The following is a 24090-nucleotide window of genomic DNA, read 5'->3' on the forward strand; positions in this document are numbered from 1 at the left end:
CGTTCAGGGACAGATGCCCCTCGTGAGTGCGACTTTATCGGAACCGGCTGAGCATCGCCGCCCCCTCGCGGTGGTCTACTGAAGTGTGATCTGCTGGGCGGGACCAGTGACCGTTTCGACAGCGCCGTCTGCCGTTGTTACGTAGATCGCCGCGCTGAGAGCGTAGGTGCCAGCGGGGAGCGCCGGCAGGCCATCGCGGAACGATTCGGCCGCCTCATCCTGCTCGTCGCACAGCACGGGAACCACGGATGCGGGGTAGGTCATTGACTCGCCGGGTGCCAGGTCGACGGCGACGGCGAGTGCTATTAGCGGCCCATTGCTGTGCCAGACCGTGACGCCGTCTCGGCTCAGTGTCATGGCAGGGGAGGCCGCCGTTGTGCCGACGATGTGGCCCTGGCCGGTGTTCTGCAGAGTGACGGATGCCGCAATCGGCACGCCGTTCGCATCGGCAACAGCGGGAAACTGGGGAGAGAGCTCGAGTGTCGTCGTGCTCGCAACCTCGGCGATCGGCAGAGCACAGGGGTTGAGCTTCTCTACGGGTGCGAGCGAGCTGCCCGCGCTGCCGCCCGCGGCCCCGGCAAAATCCTCATCGGGCGTGAACTCACCGTCGGCGGACTCCCTGACAGTGGCACCCGAATCCGATGCCGATGTCATCGTCATCGACGAAGACGGCAGCCGAAGCCCGGTTGCTCCGGCAACGCCGATGCCGGCGACAGCGAGAGTCAGGGCAGATCCGACGCCCACCTGGCGGGGCAGCCGCCTCCGGCGCGAGCGACGGATGACCGCCGCCGTATCGATTGTGCCCAGACTCAGAGGCGTCTCAGAGAACAGGGACTTGAGATCGCGCTGTCGCGCATTCGCGGAGTCGCTATCGCTGTGCATGGGATCCTCCTTGTGTCGCGGCAGTGGACGAGCGCAGGGCAGTGGGCGGAGGCGCGGAGCCTGGACCATGGGGAGACCCGCCCGCGAGAGCGACCGACATTTTGGCGAGACCATCGCTCAAATAGCGCTTCACCGTGCCAGGGCTTATCTCCAGGGTCTCGGCGATATCGGCCACGGTGAAGTCGTCGTAGTAGCGCAGAACCAGGCACGCGCGCTCGCGGGGCGTGAGCCGCGCGAGCTCTCCGAACAGATCGATGCGGGCATCAGACGACTCTGCTGGGGAGGCGTGGTGCTCGGGCGCTGCGGTCAGATGCAGGATGCGTCGCCATCGTTGCGTGCGGCGCCCGCCATCGAGATGGGTCGTGAGAATCGCGCGCCGAACATAGGCCTCCGCACTCTGCAGCGACAGACCGTTGCGCAGCCGACCGAAGGTCTTGACCAGAGCATCCTGCACCAGGTCGGCCGCGTCATCCTGGCTCCCGGAGACGACGTAGGCGTACCGAAGCAGCGCGTCCCCTCGCTCGGCGACGAGCCGGGTCACCACGAGTTCCCATGCCGCTGTGGCCACGATGCCCGCCTCTCTCGACACCCGAGGCGTCGCACGTCCAGGGTGGCCTGAGAGGCACCCTCTACTACCTAAGACGCGCGGCGGAGCCAAAACGTTGTGGGGGTGGCCCAGCTTAACGATCGAGGCCCCGCAGCGCGCAGTGTGCGCGGTGCGGGGCCTCGATTATGGAGTCTCTATTCCGCCGTCAGGCGCTCGCGAATCTCGGCGAGCTGCGCCGAGAGCTCGGCGGGCAGACGCTCGCCAAACTTCTCGAAGAACTGCTCGGTGTCGTCAAGCTCGGCGAGCCAGGATTCCGGTGTGATCTCGAACAGCTGCTCAAGGTGCTTCTCGCTGATGTCCAGCCCGTCCACGTTGAGAGCTCCCTGCGGCGGCATGTAACCGAGCGGGGTGTCCTGCGCTTCTGCGCGTCCGTCGACGCGGTCCAGGATCCATTCGAGAACGCGGGAGTTCTCGGCGAAGCCGGGCCAGAGAAAGTCGCCGTCGTCGTTCTTGCGGAACCAGTTCACCTGGAAGATGCGCGGCATGTTGCCCGCGGCCCGCAGGGTGTCGCCCACAGAAAGCCAGTGCGACCAGTGGTCAGCCATGTTGTACCCGCAGAAGGGCATCATGGCGAACGGGTCGCGGCGAAGCTCTCCCACGGCCCCTTCGGCAGCCGCGGTGCGCTCCGACGAGACGGTGGCGCCGATGAAGACTCCGTGTTCCCAGTCGCGAGCCTCGACGACGAGGGGAACGTTGGTGGCGCGACGGCCCCCGAAGACGATCGCATCGATCACTACGCCCTGGGGGTCGTCCCACGTGTCCGCGATCGACGGAGCCTGGTGGGCGGCGACGGTGAAGCGGGAGTTGGGGTGCGCTGCGGGTGCGCCCGATTCCGGAGTCCAGGGGTTGCCCTGCCAGTCGGTCAGGTTCGCGGGAGCCTTGTCGGTGAGGCCCTCCCACCAGACATCGCCATCCTCGCGCAGTGCCACGTTCGTGAAGATCGTGTTGCCCCACAGTGTGTCGATTGCGGTCGCATTGGTCTTGGGGCTCGTTCCGGGGGCGACCCCAAAGAACCCAGCCTCGGGGTTGATCGCGCGAAGCCGTCCATCGGGGCCAGGACGAAGCCAGGCGATGTCGTCGCCGATGGTCTCAACCTTCCAGCCCGGGATGCTCGGCTTGAGCATTGCCAGGTTGGTCTTTCCGCAGGCGGAGGGGAAAGCGGCGGCAACGTGGAACACCCGGCCGCGTGGGTTCGTGACCTTGAGCAGCAGCATGTGCTCGGCGAGCCATCCCTCGTCGTGGGCGATCACCGAGGCAATGCGCAGGGCGAAAGACTTCTTGGCGAGCAGTGCGTTGCCGCCGTAAGCAGAGCCGTATGACCAGATCTCCCGAGTCTCGGGAAAGTGGCTGATGTACTTCGTGTCGTTGCAGGGCCACGCGACATCCTCCTGGCCGGGAGAAAGAGGGGCGCCCACGCTGTGCACGGCGGGAACCCACTCGGTCTCGTCGGTGATGAGGTCGAGTGCTGCCGTGCCCATGCGAGTCATAACGCCCATCGACGCGACGACGTAGGGGGAGTCGGTGACCTGCACACCAAGCTTGGCGAGCGGGCTGCCGAGGGGGCCCATCGAGAACGGCATCACGTACATGGTGCGACCGCGCATCGAACCCTCGAAGAGCGGAGCCAGAGTTGCCCGCATCTCGTCTGGCGCGATCCAGTTGTTGGTGGGGCCAGCATCCTCTTGGTTCTCGGAGCAGATGTAGGTGCGTGACTCGACCCGGGCCACATCGCTCGGGTGGCTGCGGGCGAGAAAGCTGTAGGGCCGGTGCTCGGGGTTGAGGCGCATGAGCGTGCCCGAATCGACCATGACGCGGGTCAGACGGTCCCACTCTTGGGGGGAGCCGTCGCACCAGACGATGGAGTTGGGCTGGGTGGTCTCGGCAATCGAGTTGACCCAGGCGACGACTCGAGCGTTGGCGCCGACAGGGGCACCGGCATACGAGGCTGACGTCGCTTCTTCAATTGTGGGTTGTGGGCTCGTCAGTGTCATGGTGTGTCCATCCGCTCGGCACGCAACTGCGTGCAAAAATCATCGGTGATTACAGTCTGGAACTCCTCACGCGCCTGTAAAGGCCATATCCGCTGAAAAGAATCGCCAATCTTTCGCTATGCTCAAGACGTGACCGATCTTGCAACTCTCGGCCAGCGCATCCGTTACTTCCGGACTCAGGCAGGCCTCACCCTCGACCAACTCGGATCTGCCGTTGGCATTGCCGGCAGTCAGCTTTCGCTGATGGAAAACGGCCGGCGAGAGCCACGGCTATCCCTGCTGCAGTCGATTTCGGAGGCCCTCGGCATCCAGGTGTCCGAACTGCTGTCGTCCGAGCCTCCGACCCATCGTGCTTCGCTCGAGATCGAACTCGAGCGGCTGCAGCACGGCGCCCTCTACGCGGGCCTCGGGCTGCCCACTATTCGGGTATCCCGCTCGATGACCGACGACACGCTGAGCGCCCTCGTCGGACTGCATCGCGAGCTCGCGCGCAGGGCGCGTGAGGCGATCGCCACTCCGGAGGAGGCTCGCCGCGCCAATACCGAACTGCGCCAGCACATGCGCACGCAGAACAATTACCTGCCCGACCTTGAAAAGCTGGCAGAGGATGCCCTCGCGGGCGTCGGTCACACCAGCGGCGCCCTCACCCATCGCTCCGTTGCGCTGATGGCCAAGCGGCTGGGCTTCGACCTCATCCACGTTGACGACCTGCCGCACTCCACGCGCTCGGTCACCGATCTGGAAAACGGCCGTATCTATCTGCCACCCGCATCAATCCCCGGCGGCCACGGCCTGCGGTCGATGGCGCTGCAAGCTATGGCCCACCGACTACTCGATCACCACGAACCGGCCAGCTACGCGGAGTTCTTGCAGCAGAGACTCGAGATCAACTACTTTGCAGCTGCCTGCCTGATGCCGCTGCGCCAATCCGTCGATTTTCTCTCGACGGCCAAAGAGGAGCGCAACCTCGCGATCGAGGATTTTCGCGATGCGTTCGGCGTGACTCACGAGGCCGCCGCCCTGCGCTTCACCAATCTGGCGACCAGCCACCTCGGCATGCCCGTCCACTTCCTGCGCGTCGGCGACGACGGGGCCCTCTATAAGGGGTACGAGAACGACGGGATGGGGCTCCCGACCGACGTGACGGGGTCGATGGAAGGGCAGATCGTCTGCCGCTACTGGAGCGCGCGCGTCGCATTCACCCGCACCAACCGAACCACCGAGTTCTACCAGTACACCGACACGCCATCCGGAACTTTCTGGAGCTCGACCCAGACGGGAACGAGCTCGCAGGGAGACTTCTCCATCACCTTTGGTGTGCCCTTCAATGACGCCAAATGGTTCCGGGGAAGAGATACGCGCAACCGCGAGACCTCGACGTGCCCCGACGTCAACTGCTGCCGCAGGCCCTCGGGAGAGTTCGCAGAGCGCTGGTCTCACAGGGCGTGGGCAAGCGCCAAGCTGCACTCGCACATCCTGTCGCCGCTGCCCTCGGGAACCTTTCCCGGGGTCGACGACACCGAGCTCTACGAGTTTCTCGAGACCCATTCGGGCGACACCGACTAGGTCTCAACTCGGGAATGTTTTTGGGCTCCCCGCCGTTGCTATGAGTCGAGGCGACTCAAGTTATGGAAAGGGGTCTCATGCCTACATTTTTTGGTCCGGTCGGTGCCGGCGCTGGCTCGTTCGACGAGTTCCTTGCGCGGTACCTTCAGGAGCAGCGCGCCGCCCAGTCGGGGCGCTCCATTGACATCACGCGGCTGCTCAGTCGCCGCACCCACGACGTTCTTAGCGAAGCCGCAACCAACGCGGCTCAGCACGGCCACACCGAGCTCGACGCCCTTCACCTGCTTCGCGTGCTCGTTACCATTCCGTCGGTTTCAGAAACCCTGCGAGGAATCGGCGCAGACGCTTCGGCGATCTCTGCCGCAATCGAGCAGGCGCTCCCCGGTGACAGCGGCGAGCGCCCGTCCGGTGCCCCCACGCTGACTCCGTCGACTCAGCGCGCACTTCTCGACGCGCACCAGGTGGCCCGTGCCTTCGGCTCGACCTATATCGACCCTGAGCACGTCTTCTTTGCGTTTGTTGTTAACCACGACTCTGCCGCCGGTCGAATTCTTGCCGCCCACGGCGTCACGCCGCAGGCTCTGCAATCTGGTCGCGCGGCGGCTCCAGACGCAGCCGGCGCTGGTGCCGCGGCATCCGAAACTCCCACGCTCGACACCTACAGTGTCGACCTCACGGCTCAGGCCCGAGAAGGGGGACTCGACCCTGTCATCGGCCGTCACGACGAGATCGAGCAGACCATCGAGATTCTCTCCCGGCGAACCAAGAACAACCCGGTCCTGATCGGAGAGGCTGGTGTCGGCAAGACCGCTGTCGTAGAGGGCCTTGCCCAGGCAATCGTCGACGGCAGCGTGCCCGAGCAACTGCGCGACAAGCGGCTCGTTTCGCTCGATCTGCCCGGAATGCTTGCCGGTGCCCGGTACCGCGGCGACTTCGAGGAGCGCCTGACCAAGCTCATGGAGGAGGTCAGCGCGCACAAGGGCGAGCTCATCATCTTCATCGACGAGCTCCACACCATTGTGGGGGCCGGGGGTGGCGGCGATGGGGGCGGAATGGATGCCGGCAACATCCTCAAACCCCGCCTTGCCCGCGGCGAGCTGCACCTGATCGGTGCGACCACCCTGAGCGAATACCGCCGGGTGGAGAAGGACTCCGCTCTTGAGCGGAGGTTCCAGCCCGTCACGGTCAACGAGCCCAACGCCGAGGATGCCGTGAAGATTCTGGCCGGGCTGCGCTCGCGCTACGAGGAGCACCACGGTGTGACCTACACGGATGCTGCCCTCCAGGCCGCTGTCGACCTGTCGTCGCGGTACATCAGCGACCGGTTCCTGCCCGACAAGGCGATCGACCTCATCGACCAGGCCGGGGCGCGGTTGCGCCTGCGGCTCGGGATGCGGGTTGACGTTGCCGCCCTGAAGCAGCAGCTCGCCGAGGCTGTGGCGTCGAAGGATGCCGCCGTCGCCGAGGAGCGCTACGAGGATGCTTCCGCGCTGCGGGACCGCATCGATGAGCTTCAGAAGGCGGTAACCGCAGCCGAGTCGGGTACATCGACGGGCACCGCGCCCGCCGTGATCGACGCGGAACAGATCGCCGAGATCATCTCTCGTGCCACCGGAATCCCCACGACCAAGCTCACGGAGGCCGACCGTTCGCGCCTCGCGCACCTCGAAACCGAGTTGCACGAGCGGGTGATCGGCCAGGATGACGCTGTCACGGCAATCGCCCGTGCGATCCGTCGCAACGGCACTGGGCTCGGCGACCCGCGTCGCCCCGTCGGCAGCTTCCTCTTCTTGGGCCCGACGGGCGTCGGCAAGACCGAGCTCGCCAAGGCGCTCGCCGAGTCGCTGTTCGGCACCGAAGATTCGATGCTTCGCTTCGACATGAGCGAGTTCGGTGAGCGGCACACCGTGAGCCGGCTGGTCGGGGCTCCTCCCGGATACGTCGGATACGACGAGGCTGGGCAGCTCACGGAACGGGTTCGTCGCAACCCATACTCGGTGATTCTGCTCGACGAGATCGAGAAGGCCCACCCGGACGTGTTCAACCTGCTGCTGCAGGTGCTCGACGACGGGCGCCTTACCGACGGCCAGGGCCGCACGGTCGACTTTCGAAACACGGTCATCGTGATGACCTCCAACATCGGGTCGGAGTTTCTCGCGAGCCGCAGCGGTGCCCTCGGCTTCGTCGCCGACTCTGGCACAGAAGCCGACAACGGTTTCGGCTCGGAAAAGGCTCTGCGCGACCGGGTTATGGGCAAGCTGCGCGAGTCGATGCGGCCCGAGTTTCTCAACCGCATCGATGAGATCGCCCTGTTCCGCAAGCTCGACAAGGCGCAGCTCCGCACGATCGTGCGCCTGCTGCTCGCGGGCACGGAGGCGCGCCTTGCTGCGCAGGGCATCCGGCTTGTGGTGTCGGATGCTGCGGTCGACCAGATCGCCGACGAGGGCTACCAGCCCGAATACGGTGCGCGGCCGCTGCGACGCGTCATTCAGCGCCGGGTCGACGACCGGGTGGCCGAGATGCTCGTGGCGGGCGACCTCGCCGAGGGCGGAACCGTTCGCGTTGGCGTCGTCGACGGCGACCTCATGGTCGGGTCTGACGCCGTGATGCTCGCGGCCTAGCTAAACCAGCAGTGCAGCAACCCCGTCGGAGCTCATCCGGCGGGGTTGCTTGCTGCGCCGTCGAGCCAGAGGGTGGTGCTCGCATCGCTGTGGGCGCCATCCCTGCCGACGTGCTTGTCGCTGATCGTCGCCCCCTTGGTGATCACATGGACCAGGGCCATCGCATGCCCGCGCCCGAGGTCGTAGTCGTCCTTCAACCATTCGACGATCGGCGCCGCCTTGGTGCCGGGGCCGAACCCGCGTTTCTCGGCGAGCGCTATCAACTGCCGCGGGGTGAGCCCCGTCTTCGCTTCGATGGTGTCGAGGTAAGCCTGAAACGACATACAGATCGCCTCCTTTAGCCGGTGAGGCTCACGAGACTAGCGCGCACAACCGTCAACTGGCTTCTTCTACCTTCTTCGGAAGCTTGCGCACCCTGGCCCGGCGGCGGGTCGGGTTGAGCGAGCGCATCTCTTCTGTCTTGCCGAAGCACAACAGGCGGTCCTCGGGCTGCAGCACCTGGCGCGCGCGGGGGTTCGGAATCACGGTGGTTCCGCGGTTCAGCGTGAGCACCGTGATGTCGCGCTCCAGCAGGCCGGATTCGCCGAGGGTCTTGCCCACGAGGTCGGCGCCCGAGTGGACGACCAGTTCGGCAACACCGTAACCGGTCGAAACGGCCAGACGCTGGCGAATGTCGATGTCGGGGAATGCGACCTCATTGGAGATGTAGTCGATGATTGCGCCAGCAACGTCGAGTTTGGTGGCCGCCTCGATGCCCTGCAGGCCAGGGGAGGAGTTGACCTCCATCACGAGGGGGCCGTCGTTGCCCTCGAGCATGTCGACCCCGGCGATCTTGAGACCCATGATCTGGGCGGAGCGCACGGCGGCGCGCTCATACTCCGGCGTCAGTTCAACGGGCTCGACCGAGCCTCCACGGTGCACATTTGACCGGAACTCGTCGCCCACCGCACTGCGCCGCATCGCCGCAACAACACGGTCACCCACGACGAGAGCGCGGATGTCGCGGCCACGACTCTCGGCAATGAACTGCTGAATCAGCACGTTCTGCTTGGTGGAGTGCAGTGTCTCGATGATCGCCTCGGCGACCTTCGCATCCGGGGCCAGAATCACACCAATGCCCTGGGTGCCCTCCAAAAGCTTGATCACGACGGGCGCGCCGCCGACCTGCTCGATGGCCGGCCTCACATCCGCACGGTTGCGCACGAACGCGGTCGCGGGCATCGCGATGTTGTGGCGGGAGAGAATTTGGGTCGCCCGCAGCTTGTCTCGCGCGTTGACGATGCCGTTCGCGGTGTTGGGTGTGTAGACATCCATCTGCTCGAACTGGCGAACCACGGCGGTGCCGAAGTAGGTGATCGAGTTGCCGATGCGGGGGAGAATCGCGTCGTAGACCGAGAGCGGGCGCCCCCTAAAGTGCAGGTCCGGCTCCGGGCCGGCAAGGTCGATTGCGAACCGCAGGGTGTTGAGCACCTTGACGGTGTGCCCGCGCTGCTGGGCAGCCGAACGAAGCCGCTGAGTCGAATACGACTGTGGCGCGCGAGAGAGGATGGCGAGTTTCATTGGGCAGCCCTGAGATGATGGGGGGATGACAGAGAACACCTATCTAAGCACCATCGTCGGATGGCGCGAGTGGGTGAGTCTGCCGGGTGTGGAAGTGCCCTGGATCAAGGCAAAGCTCGACACGGGGGCACGCACCTCAAGCTTGCACGCTTTTGATGTCGAGGTGTTCTCCGATGGCCCAGCTGGGTCTGATACTGCGACCGAACAGGTGAGGTTCTCAATTCACCCGTGGCAGGAGTCAGAGGCCGACGCCGTCACCATTGTGCGGCCCGTCCATGATCGACGTGTGGTGCGCAGCTCTTCCGGCCACGAGCAGGAGCGCATTGTCGTGCTGCTCGACGTCGCCCTCGCCGGGCGAACCGTCACCGCCGAGGTGACCCTCGCCAACCGCGACTCGATGGGGTTCAGGATGCTCCTGGGCCGCGAGGCGCTTCAGCAGGGTTTCATTGTCGACTCGTCGCAGTCGTTCGCGGCCGGTCGTGCCCCGCGCGAGATCCGCAGGGCTAATCGCGGCCGCTAATCTGCGCCTTTTCTGCCATCGGCCCATGAGCGGTCACTTTTGGCACCAAAACTCTTCTTTTGGCGCCGAAACTGACCACTCACGTGCGGGGGTGCCGGCCCGGCCCAAACGTCCTCACTAATCGCGGTCGCTAGGCCCGTTGCCACGCCGTGTTACTCGGTGATGCGTAGTCACGACGCCAGTCGACCGGGTCGCCGGCTAGTTCGAGAACATCGCCGAGCCACCAGGTCTCGTCGGGTCCCCATCCGGCAAATACCGTGTGGGCACCACCGGCCGGCAGCGCACGACCGGCGGTGCTGAGGTAGCCGCTCACCGTGAGGTGCACGGCGTCGAAGTCGCCCGCAACGGCGCTCCAGTCCGGAATCCACCACGGTCCATCGTGCCCGGTCGTGTGAAACCAGTCAGGGCGTCGGGAGCGTGTCACGTCGAGCGGATAGCGCCCGACCAGGGCGGTCCAAGCATCCGGCCCGGTTATTTCGTAGACGCGGCATCCGCTTCCCGGGCGAAGGGGCCACACTGTGGCCGTGGTCCAACCCAGAGTGTCTTCGATGAACGCCAGATTCGCCGCCCCTAACTCAGGCAGTCCGCACGTAGTGGTGACCAGATTGGCGTGCGCCGGTGTCGACCACCAGGCGCCCGTCCAGCGGGAACTAAGCTCCGCGGACATGGCCGCTGCGTTGCGCTCGCTCGCGAGTGATTTCGCCTTCCACGCAGCCACGCGATCCGCTGCGCCACTCAGTAGCGGCGGGTCGATCGTGGGGTCGCCCGTCCACTGCACGTAGTGCTGGTTGTCGAGATCAACGGGGGATCGCCACCACGCGGATGCAGGCGATGCCGCGACTCTGCGCGCTACCGGCGTTAGCGCCGCAACTATTGCCGGGCTAGCCAAGAGGAGGTCTACCTCGTCGGGCGGTTGCCAGTACATTGCGGATGATGTGGCGTCGAAGAGGCATTCACGTACGGCTTCGTCGTTGAAATCGTTGGGATTAGCGTCGGCGAATTCGACGATCGACTGCGCGAACTCTTCGGTCATCCCCGAGTCGCGCGGTGCCTGAGCCGCGTGCCACTGAAGCGTCCACAGTGCGGGTTCAGCCGACGCGAGCAGGCTCGCGATCGCCCGCCGGCCGCGGGGGCCGTGTAGCCAGCCTTCGCCAGCAGGATCGTGAACCATGTGCTGAGACTAGGGGGTGAGTGGCCGCACGGCCCACGATGGTGGCGACGGAACCTTCGCGACTGCGACACCATTGCCTACCACCCCGCCGGGCGGGTGGACGTGGAAAACCGCGCGGCTGTTAGCTTCCGAACAGAGCCGCGCGTCAGATGGCAGGTAGGACCTGAACGCGCAGGCCACGCCCGACCTTACGTTTGATCACCACCGCGACGCGTCGGATCGTGCTGGTGGACAATGCCAATCCCTGGGATGGTGGGTGAATGAAACTCACAAGGATTCGTAAAGGAAAGATGATCGGCGGGGTCTGCGGGGGCATAGCTAGGCAGCTGGGCTGGGATGCATCTGTCCTGCGAGTCATAACGCTCGTCGGTGCCCTCTTTGCAGGTGTGACCGTGTTCGTCTACATCGCCTTGTGGCTGCTTATGCCGCAAGACGATTTCTAACTCGCTTGATCACAGGGTCTGCAGACCTGCCTCGCCCGAACTAATTGTTCGAACTAGTTGTCGAGGCTGAGGATGCTCACTGCGGCCCTAGTTACTACATCCGCGCAGTACGGCCGGTATGCCTGAAGTCATGCGTTTGTCCAGACTTCATGAGAAAAGTCCAGACTGGCTTGAGAACTGACAGAAGTGCCCTCGGAGGGATTCGAACCCCCGACCTTCGGTACCGGAAACCGGCGCTCTATCCCCTGAGCTACGAGGGCGGATGTGTGCGCTCCGGGCGTGGAGGCCCGGAGCGCTTGTCTAGGTTAGCAGCCCGAGAGGGGCGGCCGGGCCTCAGCCGAGGTGGCTGGTGACGTAGGTGACGAGCTGCTGGGCGTCGACGCCCTCGTAGAAGGCGTCGGACGAGACCGTGATCCAGTAGGTGCTGCCAGCGAGCACCGTCGCTTGACCATCGGCGAACCAGGCATCCCCGAGGGCGGGGGCGGCGGTTGCGCTGGCCGTGAGCTCGCTGCGTAGCGCCGCAAGCTTGGTCGGGCCCGGCGTCGCCACGGTCACGGTGATGACCTCGCCGCTGGTCTGATTCACGTAGAAGCAGGCGATGCCCTTGCGGTCGATGGCCTCTTTCGCAGTGGCGCTCACGGATGCTGGCGCATCGATGCGGGAGTAGTTCGGGTTGAAGTCGTAGAGGTTCTGCGCCGTGATGATGTCGTCGCAGCTCACCCCAACGGCGGTCGATTCATCGACGGCCGGTGAACTCGGCTCAGGGGATGCGCCGCTGCTCGCGCTCGCGCTCGGGCTCGCGCTGGGGGAGTGGGATGCCCCGTGCTCGCTGCTTTCGGGGGCGCATCCGCTGAGCGCCACCACGGCGACGGCGGCGATTGCGGCGATGCGGGCGATACGGCGAGGATGCTGGGCAATGGTCACCCTCCTATTGTGCCGTCTGCGGGGCCGGGCCAGAGGGTTGCCCCGCCGGTCGAGGGCCCCAGCACCCGCCATGCCGCAAGCATGCAGCCAGCGGGCCGGTAGAATTCGGGAGTGACTCCCGCTGAACTCTCCGCCCGCATTCTCGACATCGTTAACGCCCTGGTTGCGTCGCGGGAGGGCACCGTGTCCGTCTCGATCGACGATGTGCGTCTCGACCGACCCAAGAACCGGGATCACGGTGACTGGGCATCGAGCGTGGCCCTCAAGATTGCTAAGCCGCTCGGCTCTAACCCGCGGGAGATCGCCACGGCGCTCGCCGAGGGCATCGCAAAGGTCGACGGTGTCGCGTCGGTCGACGTTGCTGGCCCCGGCTTCATTAACATCACGCTGGATGCCGCTGCGGCCGGCGCGCTCGCCAAGAGCATCGTCGAGCAGGGCGCTGCCTACGGCACGAGCGATGGTTTGGCCGGGCAGAAGATCAACCTCGAGTTCGTCTCGGCCAACCCCACCGGCCCGCTGCACATCGGCCACACCCGCTGGGCCGCGCTGGGCGACTCGCTCGGTCGCGTTCTGCGCGCTGCGGGGGCGGATGTGACCAACGAGTTCTACATCAATGACGCTGGCAACCAAATGAACAACTTTGGGGCGAGCATTCTTGCTGCCGCCAAGGGCGAGCCGACCCCGGAGAACGGTTACCCGGGCCAGTACGTCACCGATCTGGCCAAGGGCGTGCTCGAGCTCGAACCGAATCTGCTCGAACTCGACGACGAGACGGCCCTCGCACTGGCGCGCGAGCTCGGCTACCAGCTGCAGCTGCAGGAGATCAAGGATTCCCTGGCCCGCTTCAACGTGGAGTTCGACGTGTGGTTCTCGGAGCGCACCCTCCACGAGGGCAACCCCAGCGCCATCGACCGGGCCGTCGACCGTCTGCGCGAGCAGGGTCACGTCTACGACGAAGACGACGCGATCTGGGTGCGCACGACCGACTTCGGCGACGACAAAGATCGCGTCATCAAGCGCGGCAACGGCATCTACACCTACTTCGCCGCCGACGCCGCCTACTACCTGAGCAAGACCGATCGCGGCTTCAACCACAAGATCTACCTGCTCGGCGCCGACCACCACGGTTACGTTCACCGCATTAAGGCAATTGCGGGCGCATCCGGCGAAGACCCGCAGAAAGATGTCGAGGTGCTCATCGGCCAGCTCGTGTCGATCAACGGTGCCAAGCTCTCGAAGCGCGCCGGCAACATCATCGAGCTCAATGATCTTCAGGCCTGGCTCGGAACGGATGCTCTGCGCTACTCGCTCGCGCGCTACCCGGCGGATTCGCCGCTCACGCTCGACCCCGAGGTTTTGCAACGCCGCACCAACGACAACCCGGTTTTTTATGTGCAGTATGCGCACGCTCGAACCAACCAGGTTTCGCGCAATGCCGAGGCCGCCGGCGTCTCACGCGACACGTTCGACGCGAGCCTGCTCAGCCACGAAGCCGAGAGCATTCTGCTCGGGTCTCTCGCGGAGTTCCCCCGCATCGTTCTTCAGGCCGCTGAGCTGCGCGAGCCGCACCGGGTGGCCCGCTATGCGGAGGAGCTCGCGGGGGCTTACCACCGCTGGTACGACAACTGCCGCGTAACTCCTCAGGGCGATGCGCCTGTCGAGGCCGTGCACGGCACCCGTCTGTGGCTTAATGATGCGACGGGGCAGGTGCTGCGCAACGCGCTCGGCCTGCTCGGAGTAGACGCCCCCGAAAGGATGTAGCGCCCATGGCCCGACGACCCGAGACCTCTTACCGGCCCGGCGAGCGTCGGGCGGGTCGCAAGGCTCTTCGCATTACCGTGGGGCTTCTCATCACGGTCGTCATCCTCGGCGGGGCGGCCGTGATCGTTGATATGGGCCTGCGCGATTTCGCCGAGACGCGCGCTGAGGCCGAGATTAAGAAGCGCATCCCGGGCTCCGATTCGACTGTCGATGTCACGATCAACGGCTTCTCGATGCTGCTCCAGACCGTTTCGGGGAGCCTCGACGATGTGGATGTCGATCTGGCGATCGGGGAGGAGGGGGTCTCGGCCCTCGCCGAGAATGCCGGATTCGCGGGGGCGGTTCGACTTGTCGCCAACGGAATCGAGCTCGACTCTTCGATCGATGTTCTCGGCCTGACCGTGCCATTCTCGGCGACCGTCGCGCCCACAATCGATGGCGGCTACCTGGTGCTTACGCCCACCGGCGTCACGGCCGCCGATGCCGTCACCCTCGACCTCACTCAGCTCGTCGACATCACGGGGCTGGGTTTTTCGGTGTGCACGGCAAGCCTGCTGCCCGAGAGCTTCACGATCACGGGGGTTGAGGCCAAGACTTCTACGCTCAATCTCACGGCTCATGGTGCCGATGTCCCGGTCGATCTCGATGCGCTTGCACGCAAGGGATCGTGTGCTGCGCAGGGGGCAGAGACGGGCGAGTAGCGCGTCGCGTAATAGAATTCCCAGAGTGTGCCCGGCGCTACGAGTATCTGTGCGCCGGCGTCGACACGATCAAGTTCCTTCGACCCCGTGAGGCCTGTGTGACCGCCAACCCTCTTGCCCCCGACTGGCTTGCCGAGCCGGCCGATGCCAATGAGCTCGTGCGCGAGGTCTGGGCTCGTTCGGTCGAGCGGGCCGCCGATGGTGTCATTGAGGTCGGGGGAGTCTCCGCTACCGAGCTTGCCGCCCGTTACGGCACCCCTCTCTATGTAATGGACGAGGCGGATGTCCGGTCGCGCGCCCGCGAGACTCGCGAGGCATTCGACCGCGAGTTCGCGGCTATCGGCAGCGCAGCCAAGGTCTACTACGCGGGCAAGGCGTTTTTGTCGGCGGAGGTGGCTCGCTGGGTCACGGAGGAGGGCCTCTACATCGATGTCGCGTCGGGGGGCGAGCTTGCCGTCGCCCTGGCGGCGGGAGTGGATGCTGCGCGCATCGGCCTGCACGGCAACAATAAGTCCGTGGCCGAGATCGATCGCGCTGTCGGCTCCGGCATCGGCGTCATTGTGATCGACAGCGTCGAGGAGGTCGGCAGAGTCGCCGAGGCGGCCTCGCGCCACGATGTGCGGCAAAAGGTGAGACTGCGCGTTAACAGCGGAGTGCACGCGAGCACCCACGAGTATCTGGCCACCGCCCGCGAGGACCAAAAGTTCGGCATCACGCTTGCGGATGCCGCGTCGATCGTCGAACTGATTCGGTCGCACGAGTCGCTCGAGTTCATCGGGCTTCACGCCCACATCGGCTCCCAAATCTTTGGCTCCGATGGCTTCGGCGAATCGGCTCGACGTCTCATGACGCTGCAGGCCCAGCTCCTTGAGGGCGGTCCCGTTCCCGAGCTCAACCTCGGCGGCGGTTTCGGCATCGCCTATACGAGCGTCGACCACGCTATGCCGATCGACGAGATCGCCTCTGCGCTGGCCTCCATCGTCGCTGCAGAATCCGCTCGCCTCGGCATCCCGGTTCCCGTCATTGCGGTGGAACCTGGCCGTTCGATCATCGGCCCATCTACCTTCACCCTGTACGAGGTCGGAACGATCAAAGATGTTTCGGTCGCGCTGGGCGACGACGAGTCGGCGACGGCCGTGCGCAAGTACGTGAGTGTCGACGGTGGCATGAGCGACAATCTTCGCCCGGCGCTCTATGGGGCTGATTACACCGTGCGCATCGCGAGCCGAACATCCGATGCCGACCCCGCGCTCGTGCGCGTCGCCGGCAAGCACTGCGAGAGCGGCGACATCGTCGTCCACGCCGACTACCTGCCCGCCGATGTGCGCTCGGGCGACCTGCTCGCGGTTCCCGCGACGGGCGCCTACTGCTGGGCGCTCTCCAGCAACTACAACTATCTCGCCCGTCCCGCGGTTGTCGCCGTGCGCGACGGGCAGTCCCGCATCATCGTTCGAGGCGAGACCGAGGCCGACCTGCTGTCGCGGGATGCTGGCCTCACCACTGCAGAGCAGAGAAACGGAAATCTATGATCGAGTACCGCAATCTCCGAGTCGCCCTCCTGGGCGCAGGATCGGTGGGTGCGCAGGTTGTCGCCCAGTTGCAGAAGCACGGCGATGAGCTCGCGAGCCGCGTTGGTGCGGGCCTTGAGCTCGTCGGAGTAGCTGTTCGGGACATCGACGCCCCGCGCACGGCCGAGATCCCGCGCGAGCTGCTGACCACCGATGCTGAGTCCCTCATTCTGGGCGCCGACATCGTGATCGAGCTCATTGGAGGCATCGAGCCTGCCCGCACGCTCATCATGCAGGCGCTCACCTCGGGGGCCGATGTGGTCACCGCCAACAAGGCGCTCATCGCCACCCACGGGCCAGAACTGTTCGCAATGGCGGAGCAGGTCGGCGCTCAGCTCTATTACGAGGCCGCCGTCGCCGGCGCCATCCCCATCATCCGCCCCCTGCGCGACAGCCTCGCGGGCGACCATGTTCAGCGCATCCTGGGAATCGTCAACGGAACCACCAACTTCATCCTTGATCGCATGGACACCGAGGGGCAGAGCCTCGAGGATGCTCTGGCGACGGCCACCGAGCTCGGCTATGCCGAGGCGGACCCCACGGCCGACATCGAGGCATATGACGCGGCCCAGAAGGCCGCGATCTTGGCAAGCCTCGCGTTTCACACGACCGTTCCCATCGAGAGCGTCTACCGCGAGGGCATCACAGCCATCACGGCGGCGCAGGTTGAGGCCGCCCGCTCCGCCGGCTACGTCATCAAGCTGCTCGCCATCTGCGAGCGAGTTACCGATGCCGAGGGCATCGACGGTGTCAGCGCGCGGGTCTATCCGGCGCTGGTTCCCCGAACTCACCCGCTCGCCGCTGTGCACGGTGCCAAGAACGCCGTCTTCGTCGAGGCCGAGGCCGCAGGCGACCTCATGTTCTATGGCGCAGGAGCTGGCGGAATCGAGACAGCATCCGCTGTTCTGGGCGACCTCGTGTCTGCTGCTCGTCGCCACGTCGTTGGCGGCCCCGGCGTAGCCGAGTCAACCAACTCGGATCTGCCTATCCTGCCCATCGGCAGCGTCACGACCCGCTACCACATCACCCTTTTGGTCAACGACCGCACGGGTGTGCTCGCCACGATCGCCGCACTGTTCAGCGACCACGGCGTCTCGGTTGAAACGGTTGTGCAGACCGTTGGTGCGCCGAGTGACGATGGCACCCCCGCCCCCGCTACCCTGGTGATTGGCACTCACGAGGCGTCGGAAGCGGCTCTCGCCGCAACCGTTACCGCCCTGTCGAGCATCGACACCGTGAGATCAGTCACCTCAGTCCTCCGAGTAGAAGGTTCCTAATGGCCCACCAGTGGCGCGGGGTTCTCCGCGAGTATGCAGACCGTCTCGACGTAACGGATGCGACGCCCATCATTACCCTCGGCGAGGGTGGCACCCCCCTCCTCCCCGCTCCCGCTCTCTCCGCTCGCACTGGCGCGAAGGTCTGGGTCAAGTACGAGGGAATGAACCCGACCGGCTCCTTCAAGGACCGCGGCATGACGATGGCCGTCTCCAAGGCTGTTGAGGCCGGAGCTAAGGCAGTCATCTGCGCGTCGACCGGCAACACCTCGGCGTCGGCCGCGGCGTATGCAACGCACGCCGGCATCACCGCCGCCGTACTCGTGCCAGAAGGCAAGATCGCCATGGGCAAGCTTGCCCAGGCAATCGCCCACAACGCGCAGCTCTTGCAGGTGCAGGGCAACTTCGATGACTGCCTCGACATCGCCCGCGACCTCGCCGCCAACTACCCGGTTCACCTCGTCAACTCGGTCAATAACGACCGCATCGAGGGCCAGAAGACGGCGGCCTTCGAGGTCGTCGAGGTTCTCGAAGACGCGCCAGACTTCCACTTCATCCCCGTGGGTAACGCCGGCAACTACACCGCGTACTTCCGCGGTTACAGCGAGGAGCTTGAGCGCGGAGTCTCCACCAAGCTTCCCCGCATGTTCGGCTTCCAGGCCGCGGGAAGCGCTCCGATCGTGACGGGCCACGTCGTCAAGAACCCCGACACGATCGCCAGCGCGATCCGCATCGGCAACCCCGCATCGTGGGAGCTCGCCATTGCTGCCCGCGAGACGAGCAACGGATACTTCGGCGCGATCTCCGACGACAAGATCCTCGAGGCGCACCGCATCCTTTCGGCAGAGGTCGGCATCTTCGTCGAGCCCGCGTCGGCCATCAGCGTTGCAGGGCTGCTCGAGCGCGCGGATGCTGGGCAGATTCCCGCCGGCGCCACCGTCGTTCTCACCGTCACCGGCCACGGCCTCAAGGACCCCCAGTGGGCTCTTCGCGCCGCCGATGGTTCCGACGTTCAGCCCACGGTTGTCCCCGTCGACACCGCGGAGATCGCTGGGGTACTCGGATTGGCGAAAGCGACGGCATGACCGCGACTGCTGCCCCGACCGGCAGGTCGGTCTCGGTTAGGGTTCCTGCCACGAGTGCCAACCTCGGGCCGGGATTCGACACGCTCGGCCTCGCTCTCTCGCTCTATGACGACCTTGAGGTCACCACGAGTGAGCGGCCCGGCGCCCGGGTAGAGATTCACGGTGTGGGGGAGGGCGAGGTCCCCACCGACGAGCACAACCTGGTTGTGCGCACGATTGCCTTCACCTTTGAGCGCTACGGCGTGCAACTGCCGGGTCTCGACCTTGTGGCTCACAACCGCATCCCGCACGGCCGAGGGCTCGGGTCATCCGGTGCGGCGATCGTCGCCGGCATCATGGCGGCAAAGGGTCTGCTCGACGGCATCGTCGACATCGACTCGAATGCGCTTCTCGCGCTGGCCTCTGAGTTGGAGGGGCATCCCGACAATGTTGCCCCTGCGCTTTTTGGCGGGCTAACAATCGCCTGGACCTCCGACAAGGGGCCGCAGCACAAGAAGCTCATGGTGCACAGGGGGGTCTCTCCTCTTATCTGTGTTCCCGAAAAGACGATGTCAACCGAGCTCGCCCGCAGCTTGAGGCCCGTCACGGTTCCTCACGAGGATGCCGCGTTCAACGTTTCGCGCTCAGCTCTGCTGATCGCCGCGCTCATCCAGAGCCCTGAGCTTCTGCACGACGCGACAGAAGACAAGCTTCACCAGAGCTACCGCGCGAGCGCGATGCCCGAGACGGTCGGCCTCGTGGAGGAGCTTCGATCGCACGGTCTTGCTGCCGTGGTTTCTGGCGCAGGGCCCTCTGTGCTCGTGCTCTGCAGTGACCCCGCTCAACGCCTCGAAGCAGCGCAGGTAGTGGCCAATCATGGCGGCTCGCCGTGGCAGGCGCTCATGCTCGCCGTCGACTTCAAAGGTGCTACAGTGAACGTGCACCCGGCGAAATCTTAGGTTTTGCTACGCGCGAGCGATCTTGTTCGTGCCACGGGTTGCACCATCACCAGCATCTCTTCGCCCCCGTCTCGGCCTGCGCTCCGTTCAGGCCCCGGGTCGTGGTGCGACAAGCTCTCCTCAGACCCGCCGTATGCGATTCCCGACTTCGGTGTCTGACAGGGGAAAGGAACCCTCTTAGTGACTGATCACACAGTCCGTCCCGCCGATCTGGCAGCCATGCGCCTTCCCGAGCTCCAGGCTCTCGCGGCGTCGCTCGGCATTACCGGCGTTACCAAACTTCGTAAAGGAGCCCTCGTGGACGCAATCAACGAGACCCAGAACACTTCATCATCCGACCAGGCAGCGCCTGCGCAGACCGCGTCTGCTCCCGTGCAGACGGCGGCTCAGGATGCTCCGGCAGAGGCCGTAGCAACCGCGCCGCGCAAGCGTGCCCCACGCCGGGCAACGGCAACGGGGGGCGTCATCACGACGACCTCCGCGCCTGCCGAAAAGGCAGCGCCTGCCGAAAAGGCCGCGCCCGCCGAGAAGGCAGCACCCGTCGAGCAGGCCGCTCCCGCGGCCGCTGCAGACACAGCGGTTGAGAATGCCGCGGCCGAGGCAGAGAAGCCCGCCCGCAAGGCTCCCGCCCGCAAGCGCACCGCACCCAAGGTGGCCGCTGAGCACGCCAATGGTGCCGAGTCCGGTGTTGACACCGTGGCAGCAGAGCCCGCCGCTGCACAGCCCGCCGGTGCAGAGTCCGCTCCGGCCGCCTCTGAGACCGCCGAGACCGAGGCGCCTGCCCGTGGCCGTGGACGTCGTCCCGCCCGGGGGGAGAACGCCGACCAGAACGACAAGGCAAACGACAAGGCAGAGATCGACACGACCTCTGGCTCAGGTGACGACAGCGCCGACTCCGGTGATGACGACGAGAACTCGGAGCGCCCGCAGCGCAGCCGCAACCGCAACCGCAACCGCAAGGGCGAGAAGAACGACTCCCAGCGTGGCGAAAACCGCGACCGTGACCGCGACCGTGACCGCGACAACCGTGAGAACCGCGACAACCAGCGTGATGGTCAGCGCGACGCCCAGAAGGGCAACCAGCGCGGCGACCAGAACGACCGTGACGACAACGGTCAGGATGACCGCGGCCAGCGCCGTCAGCAGCAGGACCGCCAGCAGGGCGACCGCCAGCAGACCGAGCGTCAGCAGCAGGAGCGCCAGCACGACGATGAGCGCGGAGGCCGCGGTCGTTACCGTGACCGCAAGCGTCGCGGCGGCGGCAACGATGACTTCGAGCCCGAGATCAGCGACGACGACGTACTCATCCCCGTCGCCGGCATCCTCGACGTTCTCGACAACTATGCCTTCGTGCGCACGACCGGATACCTCCCCGGCAACAACGATGTTTACGTCTCGCTCGGCCAGGTCAAGAAGTACAACCTGCGCAAGGGTGACGCCGTCGTTGGCGCCATCCGTCAGCCGCGTGATGGTGACAACCAGGGTGGTCGCCAGAAGTACAACGCGATCGTCAAGATCGACACGATCAACGGCCTCCCGGTGGAGCAGGCTGGCGACCGCGTCGAGTTCGGCAAGCTGACCCCGCTCTACCCCTCGGAGCGCCTGCGCCTTGAGACGGAGCCGCAGAAGCTGACGACCCGCATCATCGACCTCGTGTCGCCCATCGGCAAGGGCCAGCGCGGCCTCATCGTCTCGCCGCCCAAGGCCGGCAAGACGCTCGTACTCCAGGCCATCGCCAACGCGATCGCCAAGAACAACCCCGAGGTTCACCTCATGGTCGTTCTCGTCGACGAGCGGCCTGAAGAGGTCACCGACATGCAGCGCACCGTCAAGGGTGAGGTCATCGCCTCCACCTTCGACCGCCCCGCCGAAGACCACACGACGGTTGCCGAACTCGCCATCGAGCGCGCCAAGCGCCTCGTCGAGCTCGGCCACGACGTCGTCGTGCTGCTCGACTCGATCACGCGCCTCGGCCGTGCCTACAACCTGGCTGCCCCGGCATCCGGTCGCATCCTCTCCGGTGGTGTCGACTCGTCGGCGCTCTACCCGCCCAAGCGTTTCTTCGGCGCCGCTCGCAATATTGAGGACGGCGGCTCGCTGACCATCCTGGCAACCGCGCTCGTCGAGACCGGTTCCAAGATGGACGAGGTCATCTTCGAGGAGTTCAAGGGCACCGGCAACATGGAGCTGCGCCTGTCGCGTCAGCTTGCTGACAAGCGCATCTTCCCTGCGGTTGACGTCAACGCCTCCGGCACGCGCCGCGAGGAGATGCTCATGGGCGTCGACGAGGTCAAGGTCACCTGGAAGCTGCGTCGCGCCCTTGCGGGTGTCGACACGCAGCAGGCCCTCGAGATCGTTCTGGGCAAGCTCAAGGAGACGACGTCTAACGTCGAGTTCCTCATGCAGATTCAGAAGTCGCTCCCGACCGCCGCCGGCAAGACCGAGAAGGACTAGTCATGTTCGAGTCAGTAGCGGTGCTGCTGGCCGAGCATGAGGATCTGCAGAAGCAACTGTCTGATCCCGCCGTTCACGCGGATGCGGCCAGAGCCAAGAAGATTAACCGACGCTATGCCGAGCTCAGCCAGATCAAGGCTGCGCACGAGCATTGGCTTGAGGCTACGGACGACCTCGCGGCAGCTCGCGAGCTCGCCAAAGAGGACGAAACCTTCGCCGAGGAGATTCCTAGCCTTGAGGAGAGCGTCGCCACTACTCAGGAGAAGCTTCGGCGTCTGCTGATCCCGCGCGACCCCGACGATGGGCGCGACGTGATCATGGAGATCAAGGGTGGAGAAGGAGGCGCCGAAAGCGCTCTCTTCGCCGCCGATCTGCTGCGCATGTACATGCACTACGCCGAGTCGAAGGGCTGGAAGACCGAGCTCCTCGACCGAACCGAGAGCGATCTCGGTGGGTATAAGGATGTCCAGCTGGCGATCAAGTCCAACGCAACGGACCCGTCGCAGGGCGTGTGGGCCCACCTCAAGTACGAGGGTGGCGTTCACCGTGTGCAGCGGGTTCCGGCAACGGAGTCGCAGGGCCGCATCCACACGTCGACAACCGGCGTGCTGGTGTTCCCCGAGGTTGACGAGCCCGAAGAGGTGGAGATCAGCCAGAACGATCTCAAGATCGACGTGTACCGCTCGAGCGGGCCAGGTGGCCAGTCGGTTAACACCACCGACTCCGCCGTGCGCATCACGCACCTTCCCACGGGCATCGTGGTGTCGATGCAGAACGAGAAGAGCCAGCTGCAGAACCGCGAGGCGGGGATGCGCGTGCTGCGTGCCCGCATCCTGGCTCGCCAGCAGGAGGAACAGGCCGCTCTCGATAGCGCTGCTCGCAAGACGCAGATCCGCACGATGGACCGCTCCGAGCGCATCCGCACGTACAACTTTCCCGAGAACCGCATTGCCGATCACCGCACTGGATACAAGGCCTACAACCTTGACCAGGTCATGAACGGCTCACTGGGGCCGGTCATCGAATCCTGCATCCAGGCGGATGAGGAGGCCAGGCTCGCCGACATTGGCGACCAGGCATAGCGTGTCAGCTTCTCTCGCCGACATTCGGCGCCAGGCGGTAGCCGATCTCGCGGCAGCCGGCATCCCCTCTGCCGAGGTGGACGCCGAGCTGCTGATCGGCCACGTTCTGGGCCTCAGCAGGGGGCAGGTGCAGGCGAAGGTCGTCATGGGTGTCGATATCGACGAACAGAATGTCGCAGCCATCACCGCGGCCGTTTCTCGTCGGGCCGCCCGTGAGCCGCTTCAGCACATCACCGGCCGTGCTCCGTTCAGATCCCTCGAGCTTGCCGTCGGCCCTGGGGTCTTCGTGCCCCGGCCGGAGACGGAACTTGTGGTGCAGTATGCGATCGATGCGCTGAACACGTCTGCCGTTCCCAGTCCCATTGGCGTCGACCTGGGCTCCGGCTCAGGAGCTATTGCTTTGGCGATGGCTACAGAGGTTCCCCGCGCGAGAATCTTTGCGGCCGAAAACTCGCCAGATGCGTTTCCGTGGACCCGGCGCAACTTCGATGAGAGCGGCGCGACCAATGCTGTTCTGGAGTTCGTAGACCTGGCCCATGCATTCCCCGACCTCGACGGAATAGTCGACGTTGTGATCTCTAACCCTCCCTACATTCCTGCCGCTGCGGTTCCCCGCGACCCCGAGGTGCACCTCTTCGACCCGCCGCATGCCCTGTATGGCGGCGAGGACGGTTTGGATGCTGTTCACGCGGTATCGAAGACGGGCCTTCGCTTGCTGCACGCCGGTGGCGTTCTTGTGATCGAGCATGGCGAGGAGCAGGCGGCAGCGATCGGCGGGCTGCTGAGGGCCGATGGCTGGTCGGCGATCTCGACGCATCCCGACCTGCTCGGCCGTGACCGCGCGACAACGGCGCTGCGGTAGCCGCTCGCACCCGCCCGTCCAGTTGTGATCAACTCGATGCCGCTATCTGCCGTGCCCTCCCGGCTTCTGTCGAGCGCCGA

20 protein-coding genes and 1 tRNA gene are annotated in these 24090 nt (G+C 65.4%); 13 read left to right on the forward strand and 8 right to left on the reverse strand.

Going from position 1 to position 24090, the window contains the following annotated elements; translation table 11 throughout:
- Positions 1 to 75 precede the first annotated feature (75 nt).
- From C2138_RS03895 to C2138_RS03905, 3 genes are all read right to left on the reverse strand, one after another.
- A complete protein-coding gene (locus tag C2138_RS03895; protein WP_108515688.1) occupies positions 76 to 882 on the reverse strand; it encodes a hypothetical protein in 807 nt (268 codons plus the stop codon).
- Positions 869 to 1450, reverse strand: coding sequence for a sigma-70 family RNA polymerase sigma factor (locus C2138_RS03900; RefSeq protein ID WP_233245621.1), 582 nt, complete (start codon positions 1448 to 1450; stop codon positions 869 to 871). Before C2138_RS03900 ends, C2138_RS03895 begins: the two co-directional genes overlap by 14 nt.
- A 173-nt stretch (positions 1451 to 1623) precedes the next feature.
- Positions 1624 to 3480 carry a phosphoenolpyruvate carboxykinase (GTP) gene (locus C2138_RS03905; protein WP_108515690.1) on the reverse strand — a complete coding sequence of 619 codons (1857 nt, stop codon included), beginning with the start codon at positions 3478 to 3480 and terminating at the stop codon, positions 1624 to 1626.
- 129 nt (positions 3481 to 3609) lie between these two features.
- Here C2138_RS03905 and C2138_RS03910 point away from each other — a divergent pair, with 129 nt between their 5' ends.
- Together C2138_RS03910 and C2138_RS03915 are read left to right on the forward strand one after the other, a co-directional pair.
- Complete coding sequence (locus C2138_RS03910) at positions 3610 to 5046, forward strand: helix-turn-helix domain-containing protein (protein ID WP_108515691.1); 1437 nt, start codon at positions 3610 to 3612, stop codon at positions 5044 to 5046.
- A gap of 77 nt (positions 5047 to 5123) precedes the next feature.
- On the forward strand, positions 5124 to 7667 hold the full coding sequence (locus C2138_RS03915; RefSeq protein WP_108515693.1) for an ATP-dependent Clp protease ATP-binding subunit: 2544 nt from the start codon (positions 5124 to 5126) through the stop codon (positions 7665 to 7667).
- 32 nt (positions 7668 to 7699) lie between these two features.
- Here the strand turns inward: C2138_RS03915 and C2138_RS03920 are convergent, their stop codons facing one another.
- On the reverse strand, positions 7700 to 7990 hold the full coding sequence (locus C2138_RS03920; protein ID WP_108515695.1) for a DUF4287 domain-containing protein: 291 nt from the start codon (positions 7988 to 7990) through the stop codon (positions 7700 to 7702).
- A 52-nt stretch (positions 7991 to 8042) separates the two neighbouring features.
- Positions 8043 to 9227, reverse strand: a complete 1185-nt coding sequence (locus C2138_RS03925; protein WP_108515696.1) for a RimK family alpha-L-glutamate ligase — start codon at positions 9225 to 9227, stop codon at positions 8043 to 8045.
- A gap of 25 nt (positions 9228 to 9252) precedes the next feature.
- On the opposite strand from C2138_RS03925, the gene C2138_RS03930 reads away from it, so the two are divergent.
- Entirely contained in the window at positions 9253 to 9747 is a 495-nt protein-coding gene (locus C2138_RS03930; protein ID WP_108515698.1) for an ATP-dependent zinc protease family protein, read from the forward strand.
- A gap of 130 nt (positions 9748 to 9877) precedes the next feature.
- Here the strand turns inward: C2138_RS03930 and C2138_RS03935 are convergent, their stop codons facing one another.
- Entirely contained in the window at positions 9878 to 10918 is a 1041-nt protein-coding gene (locus tag C2138_RS03935) for a hypothetical protein (protein ID WP_108515700.1), read from the reverse strand.
- 260 nt (positions 10919 to 11178) lie between these two features.
- Between C2138_RS03935 and C2138_RS03940 the strand changes: the two genes are divergently transcribed.
- Positions 11179 to 11361 (forward strand): PspC domain-containing protein, encoded by a 183-nt coding sequence (locus C2138_RS03940; protein ID WP_108515702.1) that lies wholly within the window; start codon positions 11179 to 11181, stop codon positions 11359 to 11361.
- A gap of 187 nt (positions 11362 to 11548) precedes the next feature.
- Here the strand turns inward: C2138_RS03940 and C2138_RS03945 are convergent.
- Together C2138_RS03945 and C2138_RS03950 are read right to left on the reverse strand one after the other, a co-directional pair.
- Positions 11549 to 11621: transfer RNA gene (locus C2138_RS03945), tRNA-Arg, on the reverse strand.
- Between the two features lie 73 nt (positions 11622 to 11694).
- Positions 11695 to 12285 carry a hypothetical protein gene (locus C2138_RS03950; protein ID WP_108515704.1) on the reverse strand — a complete coding sequence of 197 codons (591 nt, stop codon included), beginning with the start codon at positions 12283 to 12285 and terminating at the stop codon, positions 11695 to 11697.
- Between the two features lie 111 nt (positions 12286 to 12396).
- On the opposite strand from C2138_RS03950, the gene argS reads away from it, so the two are divergent.
- The 9 genes from argS to prmC all read left to right on the forward strand — a co-directional run bounded on the left by argS (position 12397) and on the right by prmC (position 24010).
- Complete coding sequence (gene argS / locus C2138_RS03955) at positions 12397 to 14046, forward strand: arginine--tRNA ligase (protein WP_108515706.1); 1650 nt, start codon at positions 12397 to 12399, stop codon at positions 14044 to 14046.
- A 5-nt stretch (positions 14047 to 14051) separates the two neighbouring features.
- Positions 14052 to 14747 carry an LmeA family phospholipid-binding protein gene (locus C2138_RS03960; RefSeq protein ID WP_108515708.1) on the forward strand — a complete coding sequence of 232 codons (696 nt, stop codon included), beginning with the start codon at positions 14052 to 14054 and terminating at the stop codon, positions 14745 to 14747.
- 98 nt (positions 14748 to 14845) lie between these two features.
- A complete protein-coding gene (gene lysA / locus C2138_RS03965) occupies positions 14846 to 16276 on the forward strand; it encodes a diaminopimelate decarboxylase (RefSeq protein ID WP_108515710.1) in 1431 nt (476 codons plus the stop codon).
- Positions 16273 to 17592, forward strand: coding sequence for a homoserine dehydrogenase (locus C2138_RS03970; RefSeq protein WP_108515712.1), 1320 nt, complete (start codon positions 16273 to 16275; stop codon positions 17590 to 17592). The genes lysA and C2138_RS03970 overlap by 4 nt, the downstream gene beginning before the upstream one ends.
- Positions 17592 to 18674, forward strand: a complete 1083-nt coding sequence (gene thrC, locus C2138_RS03975) for a threonine synthase (RefSeq protein ID WP_108515713.1) — start codon at positions 17592 to 17594, stop codon at positions 18672 to 18674. Before C2138_RS03970 ends, thrC begins: the two co-directional genes overlap by 1 nt.
- Positions 18671 to 19612: a homoserine kinase gene (thrB, locus tag C2138_RS03980; protein WP_108515715.1), complete on the forward strand. Its 942-nt coding sequence runs from the start codon at positions 18671 to 18673 to the stop codon at positions 19610 to 19612. Before thrC ends, thrB begins: the two co-directional genes overlap by 4 nt.
- Positions 19613 to 19831: 219 nt before the next feature.
- The gene (gene rho / locus C2138_RS03985) at positions 19832 to 22066 is read left to right on the forward strand and encodes a transcription termination factor Rho (protein ID WP_108518772.1); all 2235 of its coding nucleotides are present in this window, start codon (positions 19832 to 19834) and stop codon (positions 22064 to 22066) included.
- 2 nt (positions 22067 to 22068) lie between these two features.
- Complete coding sequence (prfA, locus tag C2138_RS03990; protein ID WP_108515717.1) at positions 22069 to 23148, forward strand: peptide chain release factor 1; 1080 nt, start codon at positions 22069 to 22071, stop codon at positions 23146 to 23148.
- A complete protein-coding gene (gene prmC, locus C2138_RS03995; RefSeq protein ID WP_108515719.1) occupies positions 23108 to 24010 on the forward strand; it encodes a peptide chain release factor N(5)-glutamine methyltransferase in 903 nt (300 codons plus the stop codon). The genes prfA and prmC overlap by 41 nt, the downstream gene beginning before the upstream one ends.
- The last annotated feature ends 80 nt before the right edge of the window (positions 24011 to 24090 follow it).

The sequence above is a fragment of the Salinibacterium hongtaonis genome (assembly GCF_003065485.1).
GTDB lineage: Bacteria > Actinomycetota > Actinomycetes > Actinomycetales > Microbacteriaceae > Homoserinimonas > Homoserinimonas hongtaonis.